We start from the raw sequence: 21,752 nt of genomic DNA on the forward strand, positions 1-21,752 counted from the left end.
GCTTCCCCCGGCCCTGACCGGCCGCCCCCAGGCGGCGTTGATCATGAAGTTATTGCGCCGACACGCCGATACGGCGGGCAACAACTTCATGATCACCAGGACTGGGCGGGGGTGGGCCAGGGCGTGAGGTGTGGGGTCAGCCGGCTACGCGGGTCAGGCGGGCGGACAGGTGGGGGCTCAGCGGGTGGCCCAGGGCGGCCATCTCCTGGGCGTACAGGAGGGCGCCCTCCACGATGCCGAAGAGGCGGGCGCCGGCCGTGACCTCCTTCGCCGTGGCGGTGCGGACCACCGCGTCGGTGGCGAACTCGATCTGGGTGCCCTTGCGCTTGCCGATGTGCAGCTCCATCACGCCGGTGGGCGTGGTCATGAGCGCTTCCAGCTCGTCGGTGACCCGGTCGCCGTCCAGCACCGGACGCCACCAGCCCACCTCACGGCCGGCCGGGCGGACCGGGCGGCTCTGCTCGTCGAGGATCCAGGCACGGGACTCGTAGAACAGGAACGGCCGGCCGTCGTGGCTGATCCGGATCTCCTGGGCGAAGTCGAAGTCCTCGATGGTGGGGAACCCGCCGCGACCCCGCCCGCGCCACACCCCGATGTACGGCAGGAGGCCGTCCAGGCTCCGGTGCAGCTTCGGGCCGACGCGCAGGTCGTGGCTCTCCTCGTACGGGTACGGGTCGACCGGCGGCGCGTTCAGCCACGGCGGCTGAAGCGGGTTCTCACTCACCATTTTCCTCTCGAAATGCGTACTGCGACGTAGACCAGGCCACCGGCGAGCGCGCCCAGGCCGGCGACCAGCAGGCTGACGAACCCGATCTCGGTAACCATCCCGGCCATCCTATGCTGGGCGTCATGGCCCGCACTCTCGTCGTCAAGGCCACCGCCGGAGCCGACGCCCCGGAGCGGTGCGCGCAGGCCTTCACGGTCGCCGCCACCGCGGCCGCCGCCGGGGTGGACGTGTCGCTCTGGCTCACCGGGGAGTCGACCTGGTTCGCGCTGCCCGGGCGGGCACAGGACTTCGAGCTGCCGCACTCCGCGCCGCTGGCCGAACTGCTGCACGTCATCCTGACCACCGGCAGGGTGACCGCCTGCACCCAGTGCGCGGCCCGCCGCGACATCGGCCAGGACGACGTCATCCCCGGCGTACGGATCGCCGGGGCGGCGGTCTTCGTCGAGGAGGCCATGGCCGAGGGCGCCCAGGCCCTCGTCTACTGACCCGCCCCGGCCCGCCCGGCGAATGTCCGTTCCGCGTGGACTGCCGATCCTGACCCGACATGTCCGGCTGCTGCCTACGATCCTGATGTGGGCGAGGCGACCGAGCAGTTCTTCGCGTCACTGCCGGCGCGTGCCCCGGCGGTGCTGCGCGGGCCCACCCGCGGCCGTCTCCAGCTGGACCTGACCACCGGGAACCGCACCGAGCATTGGTTCCTGGAGATCGCGCCGGGATCCGTCCAGGTCACCCGGGAGCAGTTGCCGGCCGACGCCGTCTTCACGGTCAGCGCCGACCTGTTCGAGGAGCTGGTCACGGGCCAGGAGGCCGGCATGGCGGCGGTGCTGCGCAACGAGGCCACGTTCAGCGGCAACGTGGTGCTCTTCCTGGTGTTCCGCCGGTTCTTCCCCGGCCCGCCCGGTGTCCGGGACCCCCGGGAGACCGCCCGCGAACACGTCCGGCGGTCGGCATGAAGGAACGCGTCAGCATCCTGGACGGCAACACGTTCCTCGTCAGCGACCGGAGCGGCGACATCGAGCCGTCGTTCGACTTCCCCACCGGGCTCTTCTCCTTCGACACCCGGTTCATCTCGACCTGGCTGCTCACCCTCAACGGGCAACGGCTGCACGCGCTCTCGATCGACGACTCGCTGTCCTACCGGACCCGGTTCTTCCTGGTGCCCGGTGAGCCCACGCACTACCTGGACGCCAAGGTCTCGATGATCCGCAGCCGGTCGATCGGCGGCAGCTTCGAGGAGGAGCTGACCCTGCTCAACCACTCCGGGCAGGAGGTGGAATTCGTCCTCCGGCTGGACATCGGCTCCGACTTCGCCGACCTGTTCGAGATCAAGCACCAGCGGCAGAAGAAGGGGCACACCACGCCGACGGTCAGCGAGAACCAGCTGCGGCTCACCTACCGGCGGGAGGGGTTCCACCGGGAGGCGGTGGTGGCGAGCAGCGCGCCCACCGAGGTGGACCGGGAGGGGATGACCTTCCGACTCCGGGTCGGGCCGCACGGCGAGTGGACCACCCAGCTGCACGTGGCGACGAAGATCTTCGGGGCCCGCGGGGAGGACATCCGGTCCACCCTGCCGCTCGGCGGGCAGCGCTCGGTGGGAGCCATCCACGCCGAGCAGAACGCGCTGATCGAGCGGGCTCCGAAGCTCGGCTGCGACTGCCAGCCCCTCGCCGGGGCGTACCGGCGCAGCCTCAACGACCTGGCCGCCCTCCGGTACGAGTCGATCGCGCTGGGCGTGCGGCTGCTCGCCGCCGGCCTGCCCTGGTTCATGACGCTGTTCGGGCGGGACAGCATCTTCACCTCGCTCCAGGTGCTGCCGTTCCTGCCGGAACTGGTCCCGCCGACCATCCTCATGCTGGCCGGCCTCCAGGGCAGCCGGCTGGACGACTTCCGGGACGAGGAGCCCGGCAAGATCCTGCACGAGCTGCGCTACGGCGAGACCGCCGGCTTCGAGGAGCAACCGCACTCGCCGTACTTCGGCTCGGCCGACACCACGGCGCTGTTCGTGATCCTGCTCGACGAGTACGAGCGGTGGACCGGGGACACGAAGCTGGTCAAGCAGTTGGAGCACGAGACGCGGGCGGCGCTGGCCTGGCTCGACACGTACGGGGACCTGCTCGGCACGGGCTACGTCTGGTACATGACCCGCAACCCGGAGACCGGCCTGGCGAACCAGTGCTGGAAGGACTCCTGGGACTCGATCTCCTACTCCGACGGCCGGCTGCCGCCCTTCCCCCGGGCCACCTGCGAACTGCAGGGCTACGCGTACGACGCCAAGCTGCGGGGCGCCCGCCTGGCCCGGACCTTCTGGAACGACCCGGCGTACGCCGACCGGCTGGAGCGGGAGGCGGCGGCACTGAAGGAGCGGTTCAACCGGGACTTCTGGATCCCCGGGCGGGAGTACTACGCGCTCGCCCTGGACCCGGACGGGCGGCACGTGGACGCGCTCAGCTCCAACATCGGCCACCTGCTCTGGAGCGGCATCGTCGACGAGTCCCGCGCGGCGACCATCGCCGGGCACCTGCTCGGGCCGCGGCTCTTCTCCGGCTGGGGCGTGCGGACGCTCGCCGACGACCAGGGCCGCTACAACCCGATCGGCTACCACGTCGGCACGGTCTGGCCGTTCGACAACTCGATCATCGCCTGGGGCCTGTGGAAGTACGGCTTCCGGGACGAGGCCGGGCAGATCTGCGACGGGATGCTGAGCGCGTCCCGCTACTTCGACGGCCGGCTCCCCGAGGCGTTCGCCGGCTACGAGCGCGACCTCACCGACTATCCCGTGGAGTACCCGACCGCATGCAGCCCGCAGGCCTGGTCGGCCGGCACCCCGCTCCTGCTGCTGCGGGTGATGCTCGGCCTGGAGCCGCAGGGCGAGCACCTGATCATCGACCCGGCCGTGCCGGGCGGGATGGGCCGGGTGGAGCTGCTGGACATCCCCGGCCGGTGGGGCCGGGTGGACGCCCTGGGGCGCAGTCGCGGGCCGCACGACGAGCGCCACGGGCGCTGACCGTTCGGATCAGGCGGGGCAGGTGGTGGTGACCGCCACCCGGACCCGGTCGTCAACCCGCTCGGCCAGCACCGCGAAGCTGCCGCGCAGGGCGTACTCCTCGGCGGAGTCACGGACCACCGGGGAGCCGTCGGCGGCGTCCCGGAAGGCCGCCGCGAGCGGGGACCCGGCCGCCGCGCCGGCCGTCTCGGCCCGCGCCGTGCGGGCCGTTCCGCCCCCGGGGCAGGGTGCCGTGAGCACCTGGACGGCCCCGGCCGCGCCGCCCCAGCGGCGCACGGCCCGGTCCGCCTCGGCGGTCTCGGCCCCGGCGTCGGCTGCTGGCGGCCGGTAGCCCGACCCCACCGGCCGGCAGCCGGTGGCGGCGGTGAGCAGCACCCGGCCCGGCCCCGTGGACCGACCCTCGACCGCCACGAACTCCCCGGCGTCGGCGCGCAGCCGCGGCTCGCCGTCGAACGTCGAGACGCCCGCCCGCCAGTCCGGCGGCAGCCGGTCGGCCACCCGCTGGAGCAGCTCGCGTCCGTCGTCGCCGGCCGTCACGACGGTCACGCCGCGCTCCAGCTCGGCGCCGTCGTCCAGCGGGGTGACCCGGCAGCCCCGCTCGATCCGGTCCGGCAGGAGCGCCGGCACCCCGTCCCGCCCGACCGCGGCGGTCAGCCGGCCGAGTGCCCGGTCCACCACGGGCCCGGCCTGCTCCAGCGAGCGCTGCTCCTTCACCGTCGGCGGGTCGTGCCGCACCGACCACCAGGTGAGCCCGGCGAGCAGCACCGCCCACGCCGCCGTGGCGGCCACCAGCCAGCGCAGCCGTCGCCGGCCGGGGGCCGGCTGGTCGGGACGGGTCGGCGGGGCGTATCCCGCCTGGACGGCCTCACTCACCGGGCCATGGTGTCACGCCGCGACGACCGTCCGGGCCGCGCCTCGGCCCACCCGACAACGAGCCGGTCGCGGACCGCCGGGACAGTCCCGGAGGGGGTGCCGGAACGGCTCGTGGCCCGTCGTCCCTCAGCGGGACGACGGGCCACGATCAGAGCGTGGGTCAGGCGGCGACCGTGACGGTCACCTCGTTGATCCCGCGGGCGGCGGTGACGGCGGTGTCGCCGTTGCCGTGCCGGGAGAGCGCCCGCAGGGTCCAGCTGCCCGGCGCGGCGAAGAACCGGAACTGCCCGGTCGGGGAGGTCACCACCTCGGCGGTGAACTCGCCCGTCGAGTCGAGCAGCCGGACGTACGCGCCCGGCACGGCCTCGCCGGACTCGGCCGTGACCAGGCCGGTGATGACGGTTTCCTTCTCCAGGTCCAGGCTGGCCGGGAGGGGGGCGGCCTGGTCCGGGGCGGCGCAGCCCGCGGCGGTGGGAGCGGTCATGAGGATCACGCCTCCCCCGGCTCGTCGCCGAGCGCGACCGGCACGCCGACCAGCGAGCCGTACTCGGTCCAGGAGCCGTCGTAGTTCTTCACGTTGCGGTGGCCGAGCAGCTCCTGGAGCACGAACCAGGTGTGCGAGGAGCGCTCGCCGATCCGGCAGTAGGCGATGGTCTCCCGGCTGTCGTCCAGCCCGGCGTCGGCGTAGATCCTGCGCAGCTCGTCGTCGGACTTGAACGTGCCGTCCTCGTTGGCCGCCTTGGACCACGGGACGCTGATCGCGGTGGGCACGTGGCCGGCCCGCTGGGCCTGCTCCTGCGGGAGGTGTGCCGGGGCGAGCAGCCGGCCGGCGTACTCGTCGGGGCTGCGCACGTCGACCAGGTTCTTCGTGCCGATCGCGGCGACGACCTCGTCGCGGAAGGCGCGGATCGAGATGTCCGGCGCCTGCGCGACGTACTGCGTCGCCGGGCGCTGCACCGGGTCGGTGACCAGCGGGCGGGCGTCCAGCTCCCACTTCTTGCGGCCGCCGTCGAGCAGCTTGACGTCGCGGTGGCCGTAGAGCTTGAAGTACCAGTACGCGTAGGCGGCGAACCAGTTGTTGTTGCCGCCGTAGAGGATGACGGTGTCGTCGTTGCCGATGCCCCGCTCGGAGAGCAGCGCCGCGAACTGGTCCTGGTTGACGAAGTCCCGGCGCACCGGGTCCTGGAGGTCGGTGCGCCAGTCGAGCTTGACGGCGCCCGCGATGTGGCCGGTGTCGTAGGCCGAGGTGTCCTCGTCGACCTCGACGAAGACGACGCCCGGGGCGTCGATGTTCTTCTCGGCCCACTCGGCCGAGACGAGTGCGGTGTCGCGACTCATCAGATCACTCCCTGTGAGGATGGATGGTGAGCCAGCGCGCGGAGATCGAAGTCGGTGATTGTCGCACCACGCGCGGGACCCAGAGCTAGGAACGGATCACGGGTACGTGCGACGGCGCCGCTGCCGGGCGATCAGGGGGAGAACCGGAGGGTACGCGGACCCTGTGTGCCGGTGGCCGCTAAGCGGCCGAGGACAGCCCCGCCGTCAGATGACGGGGCGACACAGGCAGGTGGCCACGCGGCACAGGTCGACCGCGCGCCGTTTGGTGAGGAGCGTCCCCATGGAGAGGGACACTACCAGCCGGCCCGGACGCTGCCACCGGGCCGACCAGCATCCGGGACACGGCCGGGGCGGTGGGCGGAGGCTCAGCCGGCGGAGTTGATGGGCACGTTCCGCGCGTCGGCGGTGACCACGAGGCCCTCCGGCCTGGGCTCCACCTTGCGCACGTTGAGCTGGAAGGGCAGCTCCGGCAGGGGCACGTCGACGGAGATGCCCTTGGCGTAGTTGGCCAGCAGCGTCTTGGCGAGCGGCAGGTTGGGCAGGCCCTCGGCGGTCACGTCGTTGAAGCGCAGGGCCACCTTGCCGCCCGCGACCGTCACGTCGGCGGTGCCGTTGACGGTGAGCTTGGCGCCGAGGATGTCGACCGGCGCGGTCACCGCGAGCTTGCCGTTCCGCTCGCCCAGGGTGAGCCCGGGGCGGTCGAGCAGCTTCGCCAGGCTGTCGTAGGTCACCGTGCCCCGGCCGTCCACGGTCTCGGCAACCACATCGCCCTGGCCGGAGCGGAGGGTGTCCAGCGACGCCGTGACGTCGCGGGCGTCCACGTCCAGCCGCGGCACGCTGACCGCGTCGCCCTGCACCTTGCCCTGCACGTCGGTCAGCACGATCGAGATGCGCTCGTACTTCCCGGCGAGCACCTGGGTGAGGAACGGGAAGCCACCGACCTCGACCTGGGGCGCCGAGGACTGCGCGTCCTGCTTGGCGACCTCCTTCTTCACCTGGTCGGCGATGGCCCGCTCGGCGACGCCGGCGGCCACCCGGTCGGCGACGACCAGGAGCCCGGCCAGGACCAGCAGCAGGACGACGAAACCGACCAGCAGCTTCCGGCCCCGCCGCCGGGGTCGGCCCTCGTTCGCCGGGTACGCCTCTGCCACGCCGCCTCCTGCCCTCGCCGATCGCCGCGCCTCGCGCCGCAACCGTACTTACCCGACGCGCCGTTTCCCCAACCGCGCGCTCAGAGGAAGAGCACGCACATGGCGTACGCGGCCGGCGCGGCGAGCGCGAAGCCACCCAGCGGGCCCTGCATGTGCCGGGCCACCCACATGGTCGGGGGCTCGCCGGCCATGAGCCGACCCGCCTCGGCGTACCCCACGGCGAGGTCGGCCAGGACGGCGGTGCCCGCCGTGACCAGGCCGACCAGCGCGGCGCTGGTCGGGGTGAAGCCGACCAGGTAGCTGCCGAGCACGGCGCTGGTCAGGGTGCCGAGCATGGCGCCGGCCACGACGCCGGCGGCGCCCCGGGGCACCTGCGGGGCGAGCCGCGGCCAGGGGGCCACCGCGTCGGTCAGCCGCGCCACCAGCAGGGCCACCCCGGTGGCCGTGAGGCAGACGGTGATCGCCTGGGTGCCCTTCGGGATCCGGCTGAGCACGATCAGCGTGGCGAACGCGACCACCCCCACGACGATGAGCAGGGTGCTGCCCAGCGAGTCGGTCACCCGGACCCGGTCCACCCGGCGGAAGAGCTGGCCGAGCACGGCGAGCACGAAGCCGGCGGCCGCCGCGTAGCCGAGGGGCGCCAGGCCGGCGATGTCCGACTGCACCGCGGCGGCGTCGGCGATCCCGGCCGCCGCGGCGCTGACCAGCGCGACGACGAGCAGCGCGGGCGGCCGCATGGCCATCGTCCACGCGAGCACGAAGAGCAGTTGGACGCCGAAGATGATGAACGCGAAGGGCAGCCGGTGCCCGGGGCCGGCGGTCTGCGCGCCGAGCACCAGGCCCACGCCGAGCAGCGCGGCGAAGCCGGCGACGGTCAGCGCGAGCGGGCGGCGCACCGGGACCGGGGGCACCTCCTCCTCGGGCGCCTCGTCGGCCTCGTCGTCGGGACGCCGGCTCGGGCCGCCCTTGCGGAGCCGGCGGGGGCCCTTCCGTTCCCGCCCGCCGCTGTCGTCGGCCGGGCCGGTGCGCGGGGCCGGCGGGTAGCCACGGGCAGGGCCGGCGGGCCCGGAGGCCGGGCCGGCGGACCACGGTTCACGGCCGGTGTCGGGCGAGGTGGAGGGAAACACGCACCGATCGTGCCAGACCCGGCCGGTCGGGCGGAGTCACGGTTTCGGCAACGTTAAAACCTGTGCCGCGATCGGGGGCAGAACAGACAAACAGGAAATGGTACGGAGGTGACGGCCCGGCGATCCGCTACGCTCAAGCCGTTACCCGCCCGTCAGCGACGCCGGGACCCACGCAAATTCTCAGCGTCACCCGTCACGGGTTGCCGCTGGTCGCGCGCGGCCGGAGTGCCGCCGGGACGGAGGTGATCGTGTGGAGCTCCTGCTGCTGGTGACCGCGCGCGCAGGTGAACCATCGGCGGTGCTGCCGGCGCTCGACCTGCTGCCGCACTCGGTCCGCACCGCGCCACGCGACGTCCGCACGCTGGTCTCCGGCCCGACCCCGGACGCCGTCCTGGTGGACGCCCGCGCCGAGCTGAGCGAGGCCCGGGCGACCTGCCGGATGCTGCACGCCACCGGGCTGGGCGTGCCGCTGGTCGCGGTCGTCACCGAGGCCGGGCTGATCGCGCTGAACGCCGACTGGGGCGTGGACGACGTGATCCTGGCCGGGGCGGGTCCCGCGGAGGTGGAGGCCCGGCTGCGGCTCGCGGTCGGCCGGCTCAGCAACGCGACGGCGGGCGCCGGCGGTTCGATCCGGGCCGGCGAGCTGACCATCGACCCGGACACCTACGCGGCCAAGCTGAAGGGCCGCCCGCTCGACCTCACCTACAAGGAGTTCGAGCTGCTGAAGTTCCTCGCCCAGCACCCGGGCCGGGTGTTCACCCGGGACCAGTTGCTCCGCGAGGTGTGGGGCTACGACTACTTCGGCGGCACCCGCACGGTCGACGTGCACGTCCGGCGGCTGCGCGCCAAGCTCGGCTCGGAGTACGAGTCGATGATCGGCACGGTGCGGCAGGTGGGCTACAAGTTCGTCGTGCCGCCGTCGCGCTCGCTGCCGGAGTCGGAGCCCGCCCCGCTGCCCGTCTGACCTCGGCACTCTGCGGCGTCCCCCATCGGGGATGCTTCCCCCCTTTTGCCCTTTTTGCCCACTCAGTCAGACCTACTCTGACTGCCGGATCTGCCGGGCGAAGGGGGCGACGATGCGTGCTGTGACCACGGGGGCGAAGAACGGCCGGGCCGGCTGATGTCGGCCTCGACACTGCGCGCGGCCGGGATGGTGACGGTGGCGGTGGCCGCGCTGCTCGGCTCCGCGTTCGCGCTCGGGCGCAGCCTCATGCCCGAGCAGCCGCACCGGGGCAGCGGCGCGGCGGCCAGCGTCCACGCCCCGCACTACGGCGACCAGCCACCCAGCACCGAGTTCCCCGGCCCGCCGGCCGGCCACGGCGAGCCGAGCCCCGACGCCAGCCCGAGCGCCCCGGACAACGGCCGCCAGGCCGACGACAGCGAGGGCCCGTACGGCGCGGAGGTCAGCACCGGCTCGGCCCGGATCGCGCTGACCTTCGACGACGGCCCCGACCCACAGTGGACACCGCAGGTACTCAGCCTGCTCAAGGAGTACGGCGTGCACGCCACCTTCTGCGTGGTCGGCGAGAACGCGGAGGCCCACCCGGACCTGGTCCGGTCGATCGTGGCCGACGGGCACAGCCTCTGCAACCACTCCTGGAACCACGACATCACTTTGGGCGAGCGTTCACCGCAAGCGATCCGGGACGACCTGATGCGCACCAACGACGCGATCCTGGCCGCGGCGCCGAACGCGCGGATCGCGTACTTCCGGCAGCCGGGTGGCGCCTGGACGTATCCGGTGGTGTCGGTCTGCGAAGAGCTGGGCATGACGCCGCTGCACTGGGCGGTGGACCCGACGGACTGGCAGGTGCCCGGCGCCGACAAGATCACCGAGACGGTGCTGACCCAGACCAGGCCGGGCTCCATCGTGCTCATGCACGACGCGGGCGGCGACCGGTCCGGCACGGTCGAGGCGTTGCAGCGCCTGCTTCCCGAACTGCTGCACCGCTTCCAGCTCGAGGCGCTGCCCACCGGCACCACGTGAGCACCGCCACCGTCCGGTGCCCGCGTCCGGCATGATCGGCGGCCCGGTGGCCGCTACGGTGGCGGGATGAGCAGCACCACGCCGACCGCCGACCGTGTCGCCCGCGCCGACCGGCTGGCGCCGGTCGAGGTCGCCGAGGTGCTGGCGCTGGCCCGCACCGCCGGCGACGCGGACGGCGCGGACCCGCTCGACGAGCACGTGCTGCTCCGGCTGCGCGACCCCGGGGCGCCCGCCGTGCACCTCACCGCCCGGGCCGCCGACGACACCCTGACCGGGTACGCGCACCTCGACACCACCGACCCCGCCGAGGGGATCGGGGTGGAACTGGTGGTGCATCCGGCGTACCGGCGGCGCGGCACCGGACGGGCCCTCGCCCGGGGCGTGCTGGCCGCCGCCTCCGGACCGCTGCGCGCCTGGGCGCACGGCGACCACCCGTCGGCCGCCGCGCTCGCCGTCGACCTGGGCTTCACCCGCGCCCGGGTGCTCTGGCAGCTGCGCCGCCCGCTGACCGCCGCGCTGCCCGAGCCCGCCCTGCCCGAGGGGGTGCGGCTGCGCGCGTTCCGCCCCGGCGAGGACGACGACGCCTGGCTGGCGGTCAACAACGCGGCCTTCGCCCAGCACCCCGAGCAGGGCCGGTGGACCGCCGACGACCTGCGGCTGCGCCTCGCCGAGCCGTGGTTCGACCCGGCCGGTTTCCTGCTCGCGGAGGATGCGGCCACCGGCCGGCTGCTCGGCTTCCACTGGACCAAGGTGCACGAGCGCCCGGGCTCGGCCCGGATCGGCGAGGTCTACGTGCTCGGGGTGGACCCGTCCGCGCACCGCGGCGGCCTCGGCCGGGCGCTCACCACGGCGGGCCTGTCCTACCTGCGCGACCGGCGGGGGCTGGACCGGGTGATGCTCTACGTGGACGACTCGAACGCCGCCGCGGTGGCCCTCTACGAGCGGCTCGGCTTCGCCCGCTGGTCGGCACACGTCAACTACCACCTCGGCTGACGCCCCGGCCATCTCCCCGCCTCCCGGGCAGCGGTCACGGCCGCGTCACGTAGTGGACTCGGCCGGGTAACGGCTGCCCGGAAAAATCGTACTATTAGCGATAGCGGGCTGCCGGTTCACGAAATGGACAACCGGCACTCAGGCGACGGCCACCCGGCCGGCCGCGCCTGTTCATCTTCCGTTCATTTCCGACCGGCGAACCGTCTACCTGGCACTTCTACCTTTCCTTTCAGCCGGTCAGCGCCGGCACCCGGGAGACCGGGCGACCTGACAAAGACGTGAAGGGAAACCCCTCAGGTGAAGCTCCAGCGGCACGGCGCCATTGCCTGCCTCGCTCTTACCGCGGTGCTCGGTCTCAGCGCCTGCGGCTCGGACAACGAGCCGACCGGCACCTCCGCCTCCGGCTCCGCCGCGGCGGTCGACTGCGGCAAGGGCACGCTGAACGCGCAGGGCTCCTCCGCGCAGAAGAACGCCATGTCCGAGTGGATCAAGGCGTACCAGCAGCAGTGCGCCGGCACCACGATCAACTACGAGCCCACCGGCTCGGGCGCCGGCATCCAGGCCTTCATCGCCGGCACCGCCGACTTCGCCGGCTCCGACTCCGCGCTCAAGCCGGAGGAGCAGCCGCAGGCCGACGCCAAGTGCGCCGGCGGCCAGGCCCTCAACCTGCCGATGGTCATCGGCCCGGTGGCCATCGTCTACAACGTCGGCGGCGTGGACAACCTCCAGCTCACCCCGGCCACCCTGGCGAAGATCTTCGCCGGCACCGTGACCAAGTGGGACGACCCGGCGATCAAGACCGACAACCCGGACGCCAAGCTGCCGTCCACCGCGATCCAGGCGGTGCACCGCTCCGACGAGTCGGGCACCACCGACAACTTCACCAAGTACCTGTCGAAGACCGCCGAGTCCGACTGGACCTTCGGCAACGCCAAGGCGTGGAAGGCCCCGGGCGGCGTCGGCGCGGCCAAGTCCGACGGTGTGGCCGCCAAGGTCAAGAGCACCGAGGGCACTATCAGCTACGTCGAGTGGTCCTACGCCGAGAACGGCGGCCTCAAGAAGGCCAAGGTCAAGAACGGCGCCGGTGAGTTCGCCGAGCTGACCGCCGAGTCGGCCGGCAAGACCATCGCCGGGGCCAAGATCGAGGGCCAGGGCAACGACCTCAAGATGTCGATCGACTACAAGACCACGGAGGCCGGGGCGTACCCGATCGTCCTGGTCACCTACGAGATCGTCTGCAGCAAGGGCCTCGCGGCCGACAAGCTGCCGCTGGTCAAGGGCCTGCTGGGCCACGCCGCCAGCGCCGAGGGCCAGCAGGACCTGGTCGAGCTGGGCTACGCCCCGCTGCCCGACTCGGTCCGCGCCAAGGTCGAGACCGCGGTCAAGAGCCTCTCCTGACGCACTGACCACACACCTCCTCTACCGAAGCGAGCGAGCAGATGGGTGAATCCCCTCACCGCTCGGCGCACGCCGGCACCGGCGGGACCCGCGTGGCCACGAGCCACGAGTGGCCCGCCGGTGCCTCGGCGCGTGTGGCCGAGCGCTCCGGCATCCCTGGCATCCCCGACAACGGCCTGGGTGGCGGCGGCGGGCTGCCCCGGGCCCGGGCCTTCGGCGCGGAACGCGCGTTCCGCGGCCTGACCCTGGCCGCCGGCACCACCGTCCTGGTGGTCATCGCGGCCATCGCGATCTTCCTGATCGCCAAGGCCGTGCCGGCGCTGCGGGACAACACCGAGTCCTTCTGGACCTTCGAGGGCTGGTTCCCGAACGACGACCCGCCGAAGTTCGGCATCGGGGCGCTCGCCTTCGGCACCGTGCTGACCGCGCTGCTCGCCCTGCTCATGGCGGTGCCGGTGGCGCTGGGCATCGCCCTCTACCTGTCGCACTACGCCCCACGTCGGCTGGGCAACGCCCTCGGGTTCCTCATCGACCTGCTGGCCGCCGTGCCCAGCGTGGTCTTCGGGCTCTGGGGCCGGGACTACTTCGCCCAGCCGGTCGCCGACCTGTCGGCCTGGCTGCACCGGTACTTCGGCTGGATCCCGATCTTCGGCGACGGCCCGTACGGGAACTCGATCCTGCTCGGCTCCGTGGTGCTGGCGATCATGGTGCTGCCCATCGTCACCTCATTGTCCCGCGAGGTGTTCCGGCAGACCCCGACCGCCAACGAGGAGGCCGCCCTCGCCCTGGGCGCCACCCGCTGGGAGATGGTCCGCACCGCCGTCCTGCCCTACGGCCGGCCCGGCGTGATCGCCGCCGTGATGCTGGGCCTGGGCCGGGCGCTCGGCGAGACCATCGCCCTGGCGCTGACCCTCGGCTCCACCTACGCCATCTCGTTCAACGTCCTGCAGAGCGGCGGCAACTCGATCGCCGCGAACATCGCGAACCGGTTCGCCGAGGCGAACGACACCGGCCGGGGCGCGCTGATCGCCTCCGGTCTGGTGCTCTTCGCGATCACGCTGATCGTCAACATCACCGCGCGGGCGATCATCTACCGCCGCCGCGAGTTCACGGAGTCGGCCGCATGACCACCACCGTCACCTCCCACCGCCCGCAGCCGCCGGCCCAGCCGCTCACGCTGCGCGCCCGGCGACTTCCCGCGTACGCCGCACCCGTCATCGCCGTGGTGGCCCTGCTGGTCTCGGCCGGCATCGTCTACGGCGCCGGCATCGGCGGCCCGGTCCTGGTCGTGGTCCTCGGCGCGCTGCTCTACCTGGGCGGCCTCTACGCCGCCGCGAACGCGGTGGAGGGCCGCCGGGCCGCCCGCAACCGGACCTGGAGCGCCCTCATCCACTCCGCCTTCGTCCTGGCGGTCCTGCCGCTGGCCTCGGTGGTCTGGACGCTGGTCAGCAAGGGCTCCGAGCGGCTGGACGGCAACTTCTTCGGCACCTCGATGAACAACATCGGGGCCCGGGACGCCAACGGCGGCGCCTACCACGCCATCATCGGCACCCTGGAGCAGGTCGGCATCGCCACGCTGATCACCGTCCCGCTCGGCGTGCTCTGCGCGATCTACGTGGTCGAGTACGGCCGGGGCCGGTTCGCCTTCACCATCCGCTTCTTCGTGGACGTGATGACCGGCATCCCGTCGATCGTCACCGGCCTGTTCGTGCTGGCCTTCTGGGTGCTGATCGTGTCGCCGTGGTTCAACGACGGCCGGCCGGGCTTCTCCGGCTTCGCCGCCGCGCTGGCCCTGAGCGTGCTCATGCTGCCGACCGTGGTCCGGTCCACCGAGGAGATGCTCCGCCTCGTGCCGGCCCCGCTGCGCGAGGGCGCCTACGCCCTCGGCGTACCGAAGTGGAAGACCATCCTGCGGGTCGTCCTGCCGACCGCGCTGCCCGGCATCGTCACCGGCATCATGCTCGCCATCGCGCGGGCGGCCGGCGAGACCGCGCCGGTGCTGCTCGTGGCCGGCGGCGGCGCCGCGATCAACCTCAACCCGTTCGAGAACAACCAGTCGTCGCTGGCCCTCTTCGTCTACCAGCAGGCCGGCGAGGCCTCGAAGTACTCGCCGGCACGGGCGTGGACCGCGGCGCTGACCCTGGTCGCCCTCGTCCTCGTCCTGACCGTCGCGGCGAAGTTGCTGGCCCGTCGCAACCGGCTCGGCCGATGAACCCCGGAGGTACCACCACCATGGCCAAGCGCATCGAAGCCACCGACGTCACCGCCTACTACGGCGGGTTCAAGGCGATCGAGAACATCAACCTGACCGTCGAGCCGAAGACGGTCACCGCCCTGATCGGCCCGTCCGGCTGCGGCAAGTCCACCTTCCTGCGGTCGGTCAACCGGATGCACGAGGTGCTCCCGGGTGCCCGGGTCGAGGGCAGCCTGACCATCGACAACCAGGACATCTACGACCGGGACGTCGACGTCACCGCGGTCCGGCGGATGATCGGCATGGTCTTCCAGCGGCCGAACCCGTTCCCCACCATGAGCATCTTCGAGAACGTGGTGGCCGGCCTGCGGCTCAACGGTGTGCGGCGCAAGTCGATCCTGGAGGAGGCGGCCGAGAAGGCGCTCCGCTCGGCGAACCTCTGGGACGAGGTCAAGGACCGGCTCGGCAAGCCGGGCGCGGGCCTCTCCGGCGGTCAGCAGCAGCGGCTGTGCATCGCCCGCACCATCGCGGTCGAGCCGCAGGTGGTGCTCATGGACGAGCCGTGCTCGGCGCTGGACCCGATCTCCACGCTGGCCATCGAGGACCTGATGTTCCAGCTCAAGGACAAGTTCACCATCATCATCGTCACGCACAACATGCAGCAGGCCGCGCGGGTGTCGGACCGGACCGCCTTCTTCTCCATCGAGAAGACCGGCGACCCGGGCCGGCTGATCGAGTACGACAACACGCAGAAGATCTTCAGCAACCCGAGCCAGAAGAAGACCGAGGACTACATCACCGGCCGCTTCGGCTGAGGTGCAAGGAAGGGCCCCTTCTCAACGCCTACGGCACCGGAAGGGGCCCTTCTTGACGCGCTCCCCTGCTCAGCGCAGCGCGGCGAAGAACTCCCGCAGGTCCGCCACCAGAAGGTCGGGCACCTGGTGGGCGGCGAAGTGCCCGCCCCGTTCGTACGTGTGCCAGGAGACGATGTTCTTGTGGTCGCGCTCGGCCAGCGTGCGGATCGACTGGAAGTCCCAGGCGAAGTTGGCCAGGCCGAGCGGCACGGTGGTGGGCTCGGGCACGGTGGTGCCCCGCCCGTTGACCTTCTGCGTCGGGTGCACGGCCTCGGCGTCCTCGTAGTAGTAGCGGGCCGCCGAGGCGGCCGTGTTGGTCAGCCAGTAGATGGTCGTGTTGGTGAGCACGTGGTCGACGTCGAGCTGGTCCCCCATGAGCTCGAGGAGGCGGTGGCGGTGGCGGTCGGGCTGCGCACCGCCGCGGGCGGCAGCGTCGCCGGCATCGAGGAGACCTCGCTGCGGGCGCTGGCCAAGCTGGAGCAGGTGCTCCCCCACCGGCTGCGCCGCCGCGTCACCGCCCTGCACACGCACACTGTCCGCGTGCCGCACGACCAGCCCGGCCCGACCGTGGACGCCGGAACGCTCAGCGTGATCGGGGCCGCCTGCCGGGACCGGGAGCGCCTCCGGTTCGACTACGTCCGGCACGACGGGACCGCAGACCGGCGGGATGTCGAGCCGTACCGGCTGGTCAACTGGGGCCGGCGCTGGTACCTCGTGGCCTTCGACCCGGCGCGGGCCGACTGGCGCACCTTCCGCGTCGACCGGATCACCCCGCGTACCCCGACGGGTCCCCGGTTCACGGCGCGCGAGCTGCCCGGTGACGTGGTGGACCGGGTCCGGCACGGCGTCTCCTCGGCCGCGTGGCGGCACCGGGCGCGCGTCCGCGTGCACGCCCCCGCCGAGGTGGTGGCCGACCGGATCAACCCGGCCGTCGGCAGCGTCGAGCCGGCCGGCGACGCGGCCTGCCTCCTGCACACCGGCGCCGACCGGCTGGAGACGATCGCGGTCTGGCTCGGCCTGCTCGACCTCGACTTCACCGTCGAGGACCCACCCGAACTGGCCGACCTCCTGCGTACCCTCGCGGCCCGCTACCTCCGCGCCGCCGGCTGACCGTCAGGAGAGGCGGAAGCGGGGCGCCTCGGCGTCGGAGAGGTCGAGGTGCGGGGTGACCGGGGTGCCGGGGTCGCGTCCCGCCGCCGCGCGGGCCACTCCGGCCAGGCCGCCGGCGGCGGCGACCTCGCCCAGGGTGACCATCGTGGGCGGGAGCATGGTCAGCTCGCCGGCCTCCGCCCGGGCCAGGGCGTCCGCCGGGCGCAGCCACAGCGTGTGGTCGGCCTCGCCGGAGACGTCCCGCGTCCGCTGCCCCTCCGGCAGCAGGGCGACGAAGAAGTACGTGTCGAAGCGGCGCGGCTCGAACTCCGGGGTGATCCACCGGCTCCACGGCAGCAGCAGGTCGGACCGGAGAGTGAGGCCCTTCCCGGCCAGCAGGTCGGCGAAGCCGGCACGCCGGGCCACCAGATCCTGCCGGGCCGCCTCCCAGTCGTCCCCGCTCACGTCCCCCACCACGGTCCCGCCGTCCGGGCCGGCCAGCAGCACGCCCGCCTCCTCGAAGACCTCGCGGGCGGCGGCGCACACCACCGCCTGCGCGGCGGCCGGGTCGAGGCGGAGCCGCTCGCCCCACCTGGCCGGCGTCGGGCCGGCCCAGTCCAGGTGAGCCTGCGAGTCGGAACGGTCCACGCCGCCGCCGGGAAAGGCGTACATCCCGCCGAAGGTCATCGCGGCCACCCGGCGGATCAGGTAGACCTCGAAGTCGGCGCCGGCCGGGCGGAGCAGCAGCACGGTGGCGGCGACCCGGGGCACGGCCGGCACACCGCCCTCGGCACGGAACCGGCGGGCGTGCTCCACCAGAGCCGGGGGTGCGGCGAAGCCGTCGATCGTCATGCCTCCGAGCCTAGTTCCCGGCTGGTGGATCATGCGTTCGGCAGTGCGACGCCCGCGACCGATCCCGATCTTGGAGACTTGTCGTTCGTCGCTGACGGTAAGTCTCCAAGATCCAGCCGGCATGACGGTGTCCGGCTCACCGGAGCCTCAGCGCGATGGCGCGGGCCTCCTCGTCGGTCAGCGGCAGGAACCAGAGGAAGCGCTTGACGATCTCGGGCGGGGTCGGACCGCCGGACCGACCCCGAAGGTCGCGGATCGCCCGGCGCGTGATCCGGGAGAACTCGGGGATGAGGGTCGCCCGACGTGCGGCCGTCGTCGGCGCGGCCCGGAGCACCGGACACGGCCACGGCTGGCCGCACTCGTCGCAGGTCCACGCGGGGCCGCAGGCGGTGTGGGCCGAGACAGGGGCGGAGTGGGCGGGAGCCGTCCACCGGGAGGCAGGAGCGGCGTTCCGAGGGCCCCGGCTGGTTTTCGATGTGCGGTGCGTGGGCATACCGTCACGCTGCCTGACTGTTGACAGGTAGTCAACCCCCCTGGTGACAAGCTGCCTACCCGTGTCGCCGGAAGGTCCGCCCGTGCGAGTTATGGCGCTTTCGGAGGTAGCTCACCACCTCGGCGTATCGCGCCAACGCGCCGCGATCCTGGTCGACCGTCCGGATTTCCCGGCACCGATCGACACGCTCACAGTCGGGCGCATCTGGGATGCCGCAGAGGTCAGGGCATACGCCGAACGACGCGGCCAGCGCCTCGCCGACGAGGAGTAGCCAACCGCGATCTCGATCCGTGGCATCCGCGAGGAGCGGGCTCACGGGGCTGCGCGCACCGACGCCGCATGGCAGGGTCGTGGCCCATGATCGATGAGTTCGCGAAAGAGTATCTGCACCACGACCTGCGCCACATCCGCGAGACGATGCTGTGGAAGCTCGACGGGTTGTCCGAGTACGACGTGCGCCGCCCCCTGACCGCGACGGGAACCAACCTCCTCGGCCTGGTCAAGCACCTGTCGATCACGGAGTCCAGGTACTTCGGCGAGGTCTTCGACCGGCCGTTCCCCGAGCCCGTGCCCCGGTGGGACGCCCCCGACGACGGCACCGACATGTGGGCGAGCGAGCACGAGACGCGCGAGGAGATCATCCAGCGCTACCGGCGGGTGTGGGAGCACTCGGACGCGACGATCGCGGCTCTCGCCATCGACTCGCCCGGCCATGTGCCCTGGTGGCCACGCCCCCACGTGAAGCTGTTCAACATCCTGGTCCACGTGCTCACCGAGACGAGCCGGCACGCCGGCCACGCCGACATCCTGCGGGAACAGCTCGACGGCTGCACGGGGGCGGCGGCCGAATACGCCCACCTGGAACCCGACCGGGCGACCTGGGCGGCGCGGGTCGCGACGATCGAGGCGGCCGCCAGAGCAGCCGGCGCGCCGCGCTGAGCTTCCCGACGGGTGGATCTTCGTCCCGCCCCTGCGACGGTCCGGGATAGCGTGCCGGCATGACGCGTTGGGGAATCCTGGCCACCGGAAACATCGCCGCCCGCTTCGCCGAGGACCTGCGGCTGGTGCCGGGGGCCGAGCTGGTGGCGGTCGGCTCGCGTACCCGGGAGAGCGCCGAGCTGTTCGCGAAGCGGCACGGCATCCCCCGGGCGTACGCCTCCTGGTCGGACCTGGCCGCGGATCCGGACGTGGACGTCGTCTACGTCGCCACCCCGCACGCCGCGCACCACGAGGCGGCCCTCACCTGCCTGGCCGGCGACAAGGCCGTGCTGGTGGAGAAGCCCTGCACGCTCGACCTGGCCACCACCACGGAGCTGGTCGAGACGGCCCGCGCCCGTGGCCTCTTCCTCATGGAGGCCATGTGGATGCGCACGAACCCGCTGATCCTCCGGGCGCTGGAGCTGATCGCGGACGGCGCGATCGGTGCGGTGACCCACGTCCGGGCGGACTTCGGCGTGGCCGGCCCGTTCCCGCCGGAGCACCGGATGCGGGCCCGCACGCTGGGTGGTGGCGCCCTGCTCGACCTCGGCGTCTACCCGTTGAGCCTGGCCCACCTGCTGCTCGGCGTGCCGCAGCAGGTGCACGCCTGGGCGCAGCTGGGCCCGGAGAAGGTGGACGAGAACACGGGCATCGTCCTGGGCTGGGACTCGGGGGCCGTCGCGACGCTGAGCTGCGGGATGGTCGGCGCCACCGCGATCACCGCCGCCGTCACGGGCACGACCGGGCGGATCGACCTGCCGGAGCCGTTCTACCGGCCCGATGCCGCGGTGCTGCACCGGCTCGGCGCCGAGCCGGAGACCATTCCCGCCGACCTGACCGGCGGCGGCTACCAGTACGAGGCGATCGAGGTGCAGCGCTGCCTCGCGGCGGGGCTGATCGAGAGCCCGCTGGTGCCGCACGCCGCCACCCTGGAGGTGATGGGCCTGCTGGACGACATCAAGGCCCGGATCGGCGTCTCCTACGCGTGAGGGGTCCCCCGCCGCGGCGGGGGACCCCTCGACGTGGGTCGCTCAGAACAGCGGGCGGACCAGCAGGTACGCCAGGCAGGCGATGGCCGCGGCGGCCGGGAACGTGATGATCCAGGCGATCACGATGTTGCCGGCCACGTTCCAGCGGACCGCGGAGAGCCGCTTGGTCGCGCCGACACCCATGATCGCCGAGGTGATCGTGTGGGTGGTGGAGATCGGGGCCTTCAGCACCAGGGCGTTGAAGTAGAGCACGGCGCTGGCCACGGTCTCGGCCGCGAAGCCCTCCGCCGGGCCCAGGTCGATGATCTTCCGACCCAGGGTCCGGATGATCCGCCAGCCGCCCGCGTAGGTGCCGGCCGCCAGCATGGCCGCCGAGGTCCAGAACACCCACTGTGGAATGTGCGTCTTGTTGTCCTGGTAGCCGCCGGTGTAGAGGGCCAGCACGATGATGCCCATGGTCTTCGCGGCGTCCTGCATGCCGTGGCCGATCGACATGGCGGCGGCCGAGGCGGTCTGCGCCCAGCGGAAGCCCCGGTTGAGCTTGCCGGGCTGCCCCTTCCGGAACAGCCACAGGATGCCCAGCATCACCAGGAAGCCGAGGATCAGGCCGACCACCGGCGACAGCACCATCGGGATGAGGACCTTCTCGACGATGTTGCCCCACTGCACGACGCCGTCGGCGGCGAAGAGGGTCGCCCCGACCAGGCCGCCGAAGAGGGCGTGCGAGGAGGACGACGGCAGGCCGAAGTACCAGGTGATCAGGTTCCAGGCGATCGCGCCGAGCACGCCGGCGAAGACCACCCCGAGGCTGGCCACCCCCGGCGGCAGGGTGACCAGGCCGTCGCCGACCGTCTTGGCCACCCCGGCGCCGAAGTGCGCGCCGACGAAGTTGCCGACGGCGGCCAGCGCGAGGGCGATCCGGGGGGTCAGCGCCCGGGTCGAGATGCTCGTGGCGATCGCGTTGGCCGCGTCATGGAAGCCGTTCGTGTAGTCGAACGCCATGGCGACCGCGATCACCGCCAGCACGGCGATGAGTTCGGGGGTCACGGGATCAGGACTCCTTGACCGCGATGGTCTCGACGGTGTTGGCGACGTGCTCGAAGGCGTCGCAGGCGGCCTCGAGCTCGTCGGCCACCTCCTTCATCTTCAGCACCGTGAGCGCGTCGTACTCACCGCTGAAGAGGCGGACCAGCAGCATCCGGTACGCCTGGTCACCGTCGTTCTCGAGGCGGTTGCACTCGATCCAGTAGTCCTCGAGATCCTTCATCGACTTCAGCCGGGGCATCGCCTCGGCGGTCAGCTTGGCCTGCTGGTCGAGGACGTTCACCAGCTCGTGCATCTCGCGCGGCAGCGAGGGCAGCTTGGTGAGGCCGTAGAGGTAGAGCAGGTTGCCGACCGCCTCCAGGTGGTCCATCACGTCGTCGAGCAGCGAGCCCAGACGGTAGATGTCCTCCCGGTCGAACGGGGTGATGAAGGTAGAGTTGATCTTCTTGTAGAGCTCGTGGGTGATCTGGTCGCTGTCGTGCTCGACCTCGGTGAGCCGCTCGCTCACCGACTGGACCTCGACGTCCGGCAGGCCCAGCTCGTTGAGCAGCTCGGTCCCCTTCACCAGGTTCTGCGCGGCCCTGGTGAAGAGCTCGTAGAAGGCGCCCTCGGTGGGACGGAAGGAAAACTTCACAGCACGGACCTCGTCGTGTCGGTGGAA

The 21,752-nt window shown here is 72.3% G+C and carries 26 protein-coding genes; 13 read left to right on the top strand and 13 right to left on the bottom strand.

Features of this window, described 5'->3' with window-relative positions:
- Positions 1–136: 136 nt before the first annotated feature.
- Together F8274_RS16905 and mtfM are read right to left on the bottom strand one after the other, a co-directional pair.
- Positions 137–727: an FABP family protein gene (locus F8274_RS16905; RefSeq protein ID WP_151463357.1), complete on the bottom strand. Its 591-nt coding sequence runs from the start codon at positions 725–727 to the stop codon at positions 137–139.
- Complete coding sequence (gene mtfM / locus F8274_RS32465) at positions 721–825, bottom strand: small membrane protein MtfM (protein ID WP_275587258.1); 105 nt, start codon at positions 823–825, stop codon at positions 721–723. The genes F8274_RS16905 and mtfM overlap by 7 nt, the downstream gene beginning before the upstream one ends.
- A gap of 12 nt (positions 826–837) precedes the next feature.
- Between mtfM and F8274_RS16910 the strand changes: the two genes are divergently transcribed.
- The 3 genes from F8274_RS16910 to F8274_RS16920 all read left to right on the top strand — a co-directional run bounded on the left by F8274_RS16910 (position 838) and on the right by F8274_RS16920 (position 3,731).
- Complete coding sequence (locus F8274_RS16910; protein WP_151463358.1) at positions 838–1,212, top strand: DsrE family protein; 375 nt, start codon at positions 838–840, stop codon at positions 1,210–1,212.
- An 87-nt stretch (positions 1,213–1,299) separates the two neighbouring features.
- Complete coding sequence (locus F8274_RS16915; protein WP_151463359.1) at positions 1,300–1,680, top strand: SCP2 sterol-binding domain-containing protein; 381 nt, start codon at positions 1,300–1,302, stop codon at positions 1,678–1,680.
- Positions 1,677–3,731, top strand: coding sequence for a glycogen debranching N-terminal domain-containing protein (locus tag F8274_RS16920; RefSeq protein ID WP_151463360.1), 2,055 nt, complete (start codon positions 1,677–1,679; stop codon positions 3,729–3,731). The genes F8274_RS16915 and F8274_RS16920 overlap by 4 nt, the downstream gene beginning before the upstream one ends.
- Positions 3,732–3,740: 9 nt before the next feature.
- Here F8274_RS16920 and F8274_RS16925 read toward each other — a convergent pair whose 3' ends face one another.
- The 6 genes from F8274_RS16925 to F8274_RS16945 form a co-directional block, all read right to left on the bottom strand.
- Positions 3,741–4,604 carry a hypothetical protein gene (locus F8274_RS16925; RefSeq protein WP_151463361.1) on the bottom strand — a complete coding sequence of 288 codons (864 nt, stop codon included), beginning with the start codon at positions 4,602–4,604 and terminating at the stop codon, positions 3,741–3,743.
- Positions 4,605–4,764: 160 nt separating this feature from the next.
- Positions 4,765–5,088, bottom strand: a complete 324-nt coding sequence (locus F8274_RS16930) for a DUF1416 domain-containing protein (RefSeq protein ID WP_151463362.1) — start codon at positions 5,086–5,088, stop codon at positions 4,765–4,767.
- Between the two features lie 5 nt (positions 5,089–5,093).
- Complete coding sequence (locus tag F8274_RS16935) at positions 5,094–5,942, bottom strand: sulfurtransferase (RefSeq protein ID WP_151463363.1); 849 nt, start codon at positions 5,940–5,942, stop codon at positions 5,094–5,096.
- 204 nt (positions 5,943–6,146) lie between these two features.
- Positions 6,147–6,224: an Ms5788A family Cys-rich leader peptide gene (locus F8274_RS32655; RefSeq protein WP_311202345.1), complete on the bottom strand. Its 78-nt coding sequence runs from the start codon at positions 6,222–6,224 to the stop codon at positions 6,147–6,149.
- Between the two features lie 83 nt (positions 6,225–6,307).
- Positions 6,308–7,093 carry a DUF2993 domain-containing protein gene (locus tag F8274_RS16940; RefSeq protein WP_151463364.1) on the bottom strand — a complete coding sequence of 262 codons (786 nt, stop codon included), beginning with the start codon at positions 7,091–7,093 and terminating at the stop codon, positions 6,308–6,310.
- Between the two features lie 80 nt (positions 7,094–7,173).
- On the bottom strand, positions 7,174–8,220 hold the full coding sequence (locus F8274_RS16945; RefSeq protein ID WP_151463365.1) for a hypothetical protein: 1,047 nt from the start codon (positions 8,218–8,220) through the stop codon (positions 7,174–7,176).
- 250 nt (positions 8,221–8,470) lie between these two features.
- Between F8274_RS16945 and F8274_RS16950 the strand changes: the two genes are divergently transcribed.
- From F8274_RS16950 to pstB, 7 genes are all read left to right on the top strand, one after another.
- Positions 8,471–9,184, top strand: a complete 714-nt coding sequence (locus F8274_RS16950; RefSeq protein WP_091267462.1) for a response regulator transcription factor — start codon at positions 8,471–8,473, stop codon at positions 9,182–9,184.
- A gap of 156 nt (positions 9,185–9,340) precedes the next feature.
- Positions 9,341–10,207, top strand: coding sequence for a polysaccharide deacetylase family protein (locus F8274_RS16955; RefSeq protein ID WP_151463366.1), 867 nt, complete (start codon positions 9,341–9,343; stop codon positions 10,205–10,207).
- Between the two features lie 66 nt (positions 10,208–10,273).
- Complete coding sequence (mshD, locus tag F8274_RS16960; RefSeq protein WP_151463367.1) at positions 10,274–11,200, top strand: mycothiol synthase; 927 nt, start codon at positions 10,274–10,276, stop codon at positions 11,198–11,200.
- 297 nt (positions 11,201–11,497) lie between these two features.
- Positions 11,498–12,598 (top strand): phosphate ABC transporter substrate-binding protein PstS, encoded by a 1,101-nt coding sequence (pstS, locus tag F8274_RS16965; RefSeq protein WP_151463368.1) that lies wholly within the window; start codon positions 11,498–11,500, stop codon positions 12,596–12,598.
- A 41-nt stretch (positions 12,599–12,639) separates the two neighbouring features.
- Positions 12,640–13,725, top strand: coding sequence for a phosphate ABC transporter permease subunit PstC (gene pstC / locus F8274_RS16970; RefSeq protein WP_151463369.1), 1,086 nt, complete (start codon positions 12,640–12,642; stop codon positions 13,723–13,725).
- Positions 13,722–14,810, top strand: a complete 1,089-nt coding sequence (gene pstA, locus F8274_RS16975; RefSeq protein WP_151463370.1) for a phosphate ABC transporter permease PstA — start codon at positions 13,722–13,724, stop codon at positions 14,808–14,810. The genes pstC and pstA overlap by 4 nt, the downstream gene beginning before the upstream one ends.
- Positions 14,811–14,830: 20 nt before the next feature.
- Entirely contained in the window at positions 14,831–15,607 is a 777-nt protein-coding gene (gene pstB, locus F8274_RS16980; protein ID WP_151463371.1) for a phosphate ABC transporter ATP-binding protein PstB, read from the top strand.
- 69 nt (positions 15,608–15,676) lie between these two features.
- On the opposite strand, the gene F8274_RS31995 is transcribed toward pstB, so the two are convergent.
- Positions 15,677–16,021: a hypothetical protein gene (locus tag F8274_RS31995; protein ID WP_225853837.1), complete on the bottom strand. Its 345-nt coding sequence runs from the start codon at positions 16,019–16,021 to the stop codon at positions 15,677–15,679.
- Between F8274_RS31995 and F8274_RS16990 the strand changes: the two genes are divergently transcribed.
- Positions 15,995–16,756 carry a YafY family protein gene (locus F8274_RS16990; protein ID WP_225853838.1) on the top strand — a complete coding sequence of 254 codons (762 nt, stop codon included), beginning with the start codon at positions 15,995–15,997 and terminating at the stop codon, positions 16,754–16,756. The genes F8274_RS31995 and F8274_RS16990 overlap by 27 nt on opposite strands.
- A 3-nt stretch (positions 16,757–16,759) precedes the next feature.
- On the opposite strand, the gene F8274_RS16995 is transcribed toward F8274_RS16990, so the two are convergent.
- Together F8274_RS16995 and F8274_RS17000 are read right to left on the bottom strand one after the other, a co-directional pair.
- Entirely contained in the window at positions 16,760–17,587 is an 828-nt protein-coding gene (locus F8274_RS16995; RefSeq protein WP_151463373.1) for an NUDIX domain-containing protein, read from the bottom strand.
- A gap of 136 nt (positions 17,588–17,723) precedes the next feature.
- The gene (locus F8274_RS17000; protein ID WP_225853839.1) at positions 17,724–17,921 is read right to left on the bottom strand and encodes a hypothetical protein; all 198 of its coding nucleotides are present in this window, start codon (positions 17,919–17,921) and stop codon (positions 17,724–17,726) included.
- 516 nt (positions 17,922–18,437) lie between these two features.
- Here F8274_RS17000 and F8274_RS17010 point away from each other — a divergent pair.
- Together F8274_RS17010 and F8274_RS17015 are read left to right on the top strand one after the other, a co-directional pair.
- Positions 18,438–19,019 (top strand): DinB family protein, encoded by a 582-nt coding sequence (locus F8274_RS17010; protein ID WP_151463375.1) that lies wholly within the window; start codon positions 18,438–18,440, stop codon positions 19,017–19,019.
- Between the two features lie 59 nt (positions 19,020–19,078).
- Positions 19,079–20,047, top strand: coding sequence for a Gfo/Idh/MocA family protein (locus tag F8274_RS17015; protein WP_151463376.1), 969 nt, complete (start codon positions 19,079–19,081; stop codon positions 20,045–20,047).
- Between the two features lie 42 nt (positions 20,048–20,089).
- On the opposite strand, the gene F8274_RS17020 is transcribed toward F8274_RS17015, so the two are convergent.
- Both F8274_RS17020 and F8274_RS17025 read right to left on the bottom strand, forming a co-directional pair.
- Positions 20,090–21,094, bottom strand: coding sequence for an inorganic phosphate transporter (locus F8274_RS17020; protein ID WP_151463377.1), 1,005 nt, complete (start codon positions 21,092–21,094; stop codon positions 20,090–20,092).
- Between the two features lie 4 nt (positions 21,095–21,098).
- Positions 21,099–21,725: a DUF47 domain-containing protein gene (locus F8274_RS17025; RefSeq protein ID WP_148431186.1), complete on the bottom strand. Its 627-nt coding sequence runs from the start codon at positions 21,723–21,725 to the stop codon at positions 21,099–21,101.
- Positions 21,726–21,752: the final 27 nt, after the last annotated feature.

It is taken from the genome of Micromonospora sp. AMSO31t (assembly GCF_008868175.1).
In the GTDB taxonomy this organism is placed as follows: Bacteria; Actinomycetota; Actinomycetes; order Mycobacteriales; family Micromonosporaceae; genus Micromonospora.

What these genes read in the sequence shown, in the direction of transcription:
- F8274_RS16905 (WP_151463357.1), bottom strand. Translation starts at nt 727, where the DNA reads ATGGTGAGTGAGAACCCGCTTCAGCCGCCGTGGCTGAACGCGCCGCCG.
- mtfM (WP_275587258.1), bottom strand. Translation starts at nt 825, where the DNA reads ATGGTTACCGAGATCGGGTTCGTCAGCCTGCTGGTCGCCGGCCTGGGC.
- F8274_RS16910 (WP_151463358.1), top strand. Translation starts at nt 838, where the DNA reads ATGCTGGGCGTCATGGCCCGCACTCTCGTCGTCAAGGCCACCGCCGGA.
- F8274_RS16920 (WP_151463360.1), top strand. Translation starts at nt 1,677, where the DNA reads ATGAAGGAACGCGTCAGCATCCTGGACGGCAACACGTTCCTCGTCAGC.
- F8274_RS16930 (WP_151463362.1), bottom strand. Translation starts at nt 5,088, where the DNA reads ATGACCGCTCCCACCGCCGCGGGCTGCGCCGCCCCGGACCAGGCCGCC.
- F8274_RS16935 (WP_151463363.1), bottom strand. Translation starts at nt 5,942, where the DNA reads ATGAGTCGCGACACCGCACTCGTCTCGGCCGAGTGGGCCGAGAAGAAC.
- F8274_RS32655 (WP_311202345.1), bottom strand. Translation starts at nt 6,224, where the DNA reads ATGGGGACGCTCCTCACCAAACGGCGCGCGGTCGACCTGTGCCGCGTG.
- F8274_RS16955 (WP_151463366.1), top strand. Translation starts at nt 9,341, where the DNA reads ATGTCGGCCTCGACACTGCGCGCGGCCGGGATGGTGACGGTGGCGGTG.
- mshD (WP_151463367.1), top strand. Translation starts at nt 10,274, where the DNA reads ATGAGCAGCACCACGCCGACCGCCGACCGTGTCGCCCGCGCCGACCGG.
- pstC (WP_151463369.1), top strand. Translation starts at nt 12,640, where the DNA reads ATGGGTGAATCCCCTCACCGCTCGGCGCACGCCGGCACCGGCGGGACC.
- pstA (WP_151463370.1), top strand. Translation starts at nt 13,722, where the DNA reads ATGACCACCACCGTCACCTCCCACCGCCCGCAGCCGCCGGCCCAGCCG.
- pstB (WP_151463371.1), top strand. Translation starts at nt 14,831, where the DNA reads ATGGCCAAGCGCATCGAAGCCACCGACGTCACCGCCTACTACGGCGGG.
- F8274_RS31995 (WP_225853837.1), bottom strand. Translation starts at nt 16,021, where the DNA reads ATGGGGGACCAGCTCGACGTCGACCACGTGCTCACCAACACGACCATC.
- F8274_RS16995 (WP_151463373.1), bottom strand. Translation starts at nt 17,587, where the DNA reads ATGACGATCGACGGCTTCGCCGCACCCCCGGCTCTGGTGGAGCACGCC.
- F8274_RS17010 (WP_151463375.1), top strand. Translation starts at nt 18,438, where the DNA reads ATGATCGATGAGTTCGCGAAAGAGTATCTGCACCACGACCTGCGCCAC.
- F8274_RS17015 (WP_151463376.1), top strand. Translation starts at nt 19,079, where the DNA reads ATGACGCGTTGGGGAATCCTGGCCACCGGAAACATCGCCGCCCGCTTC.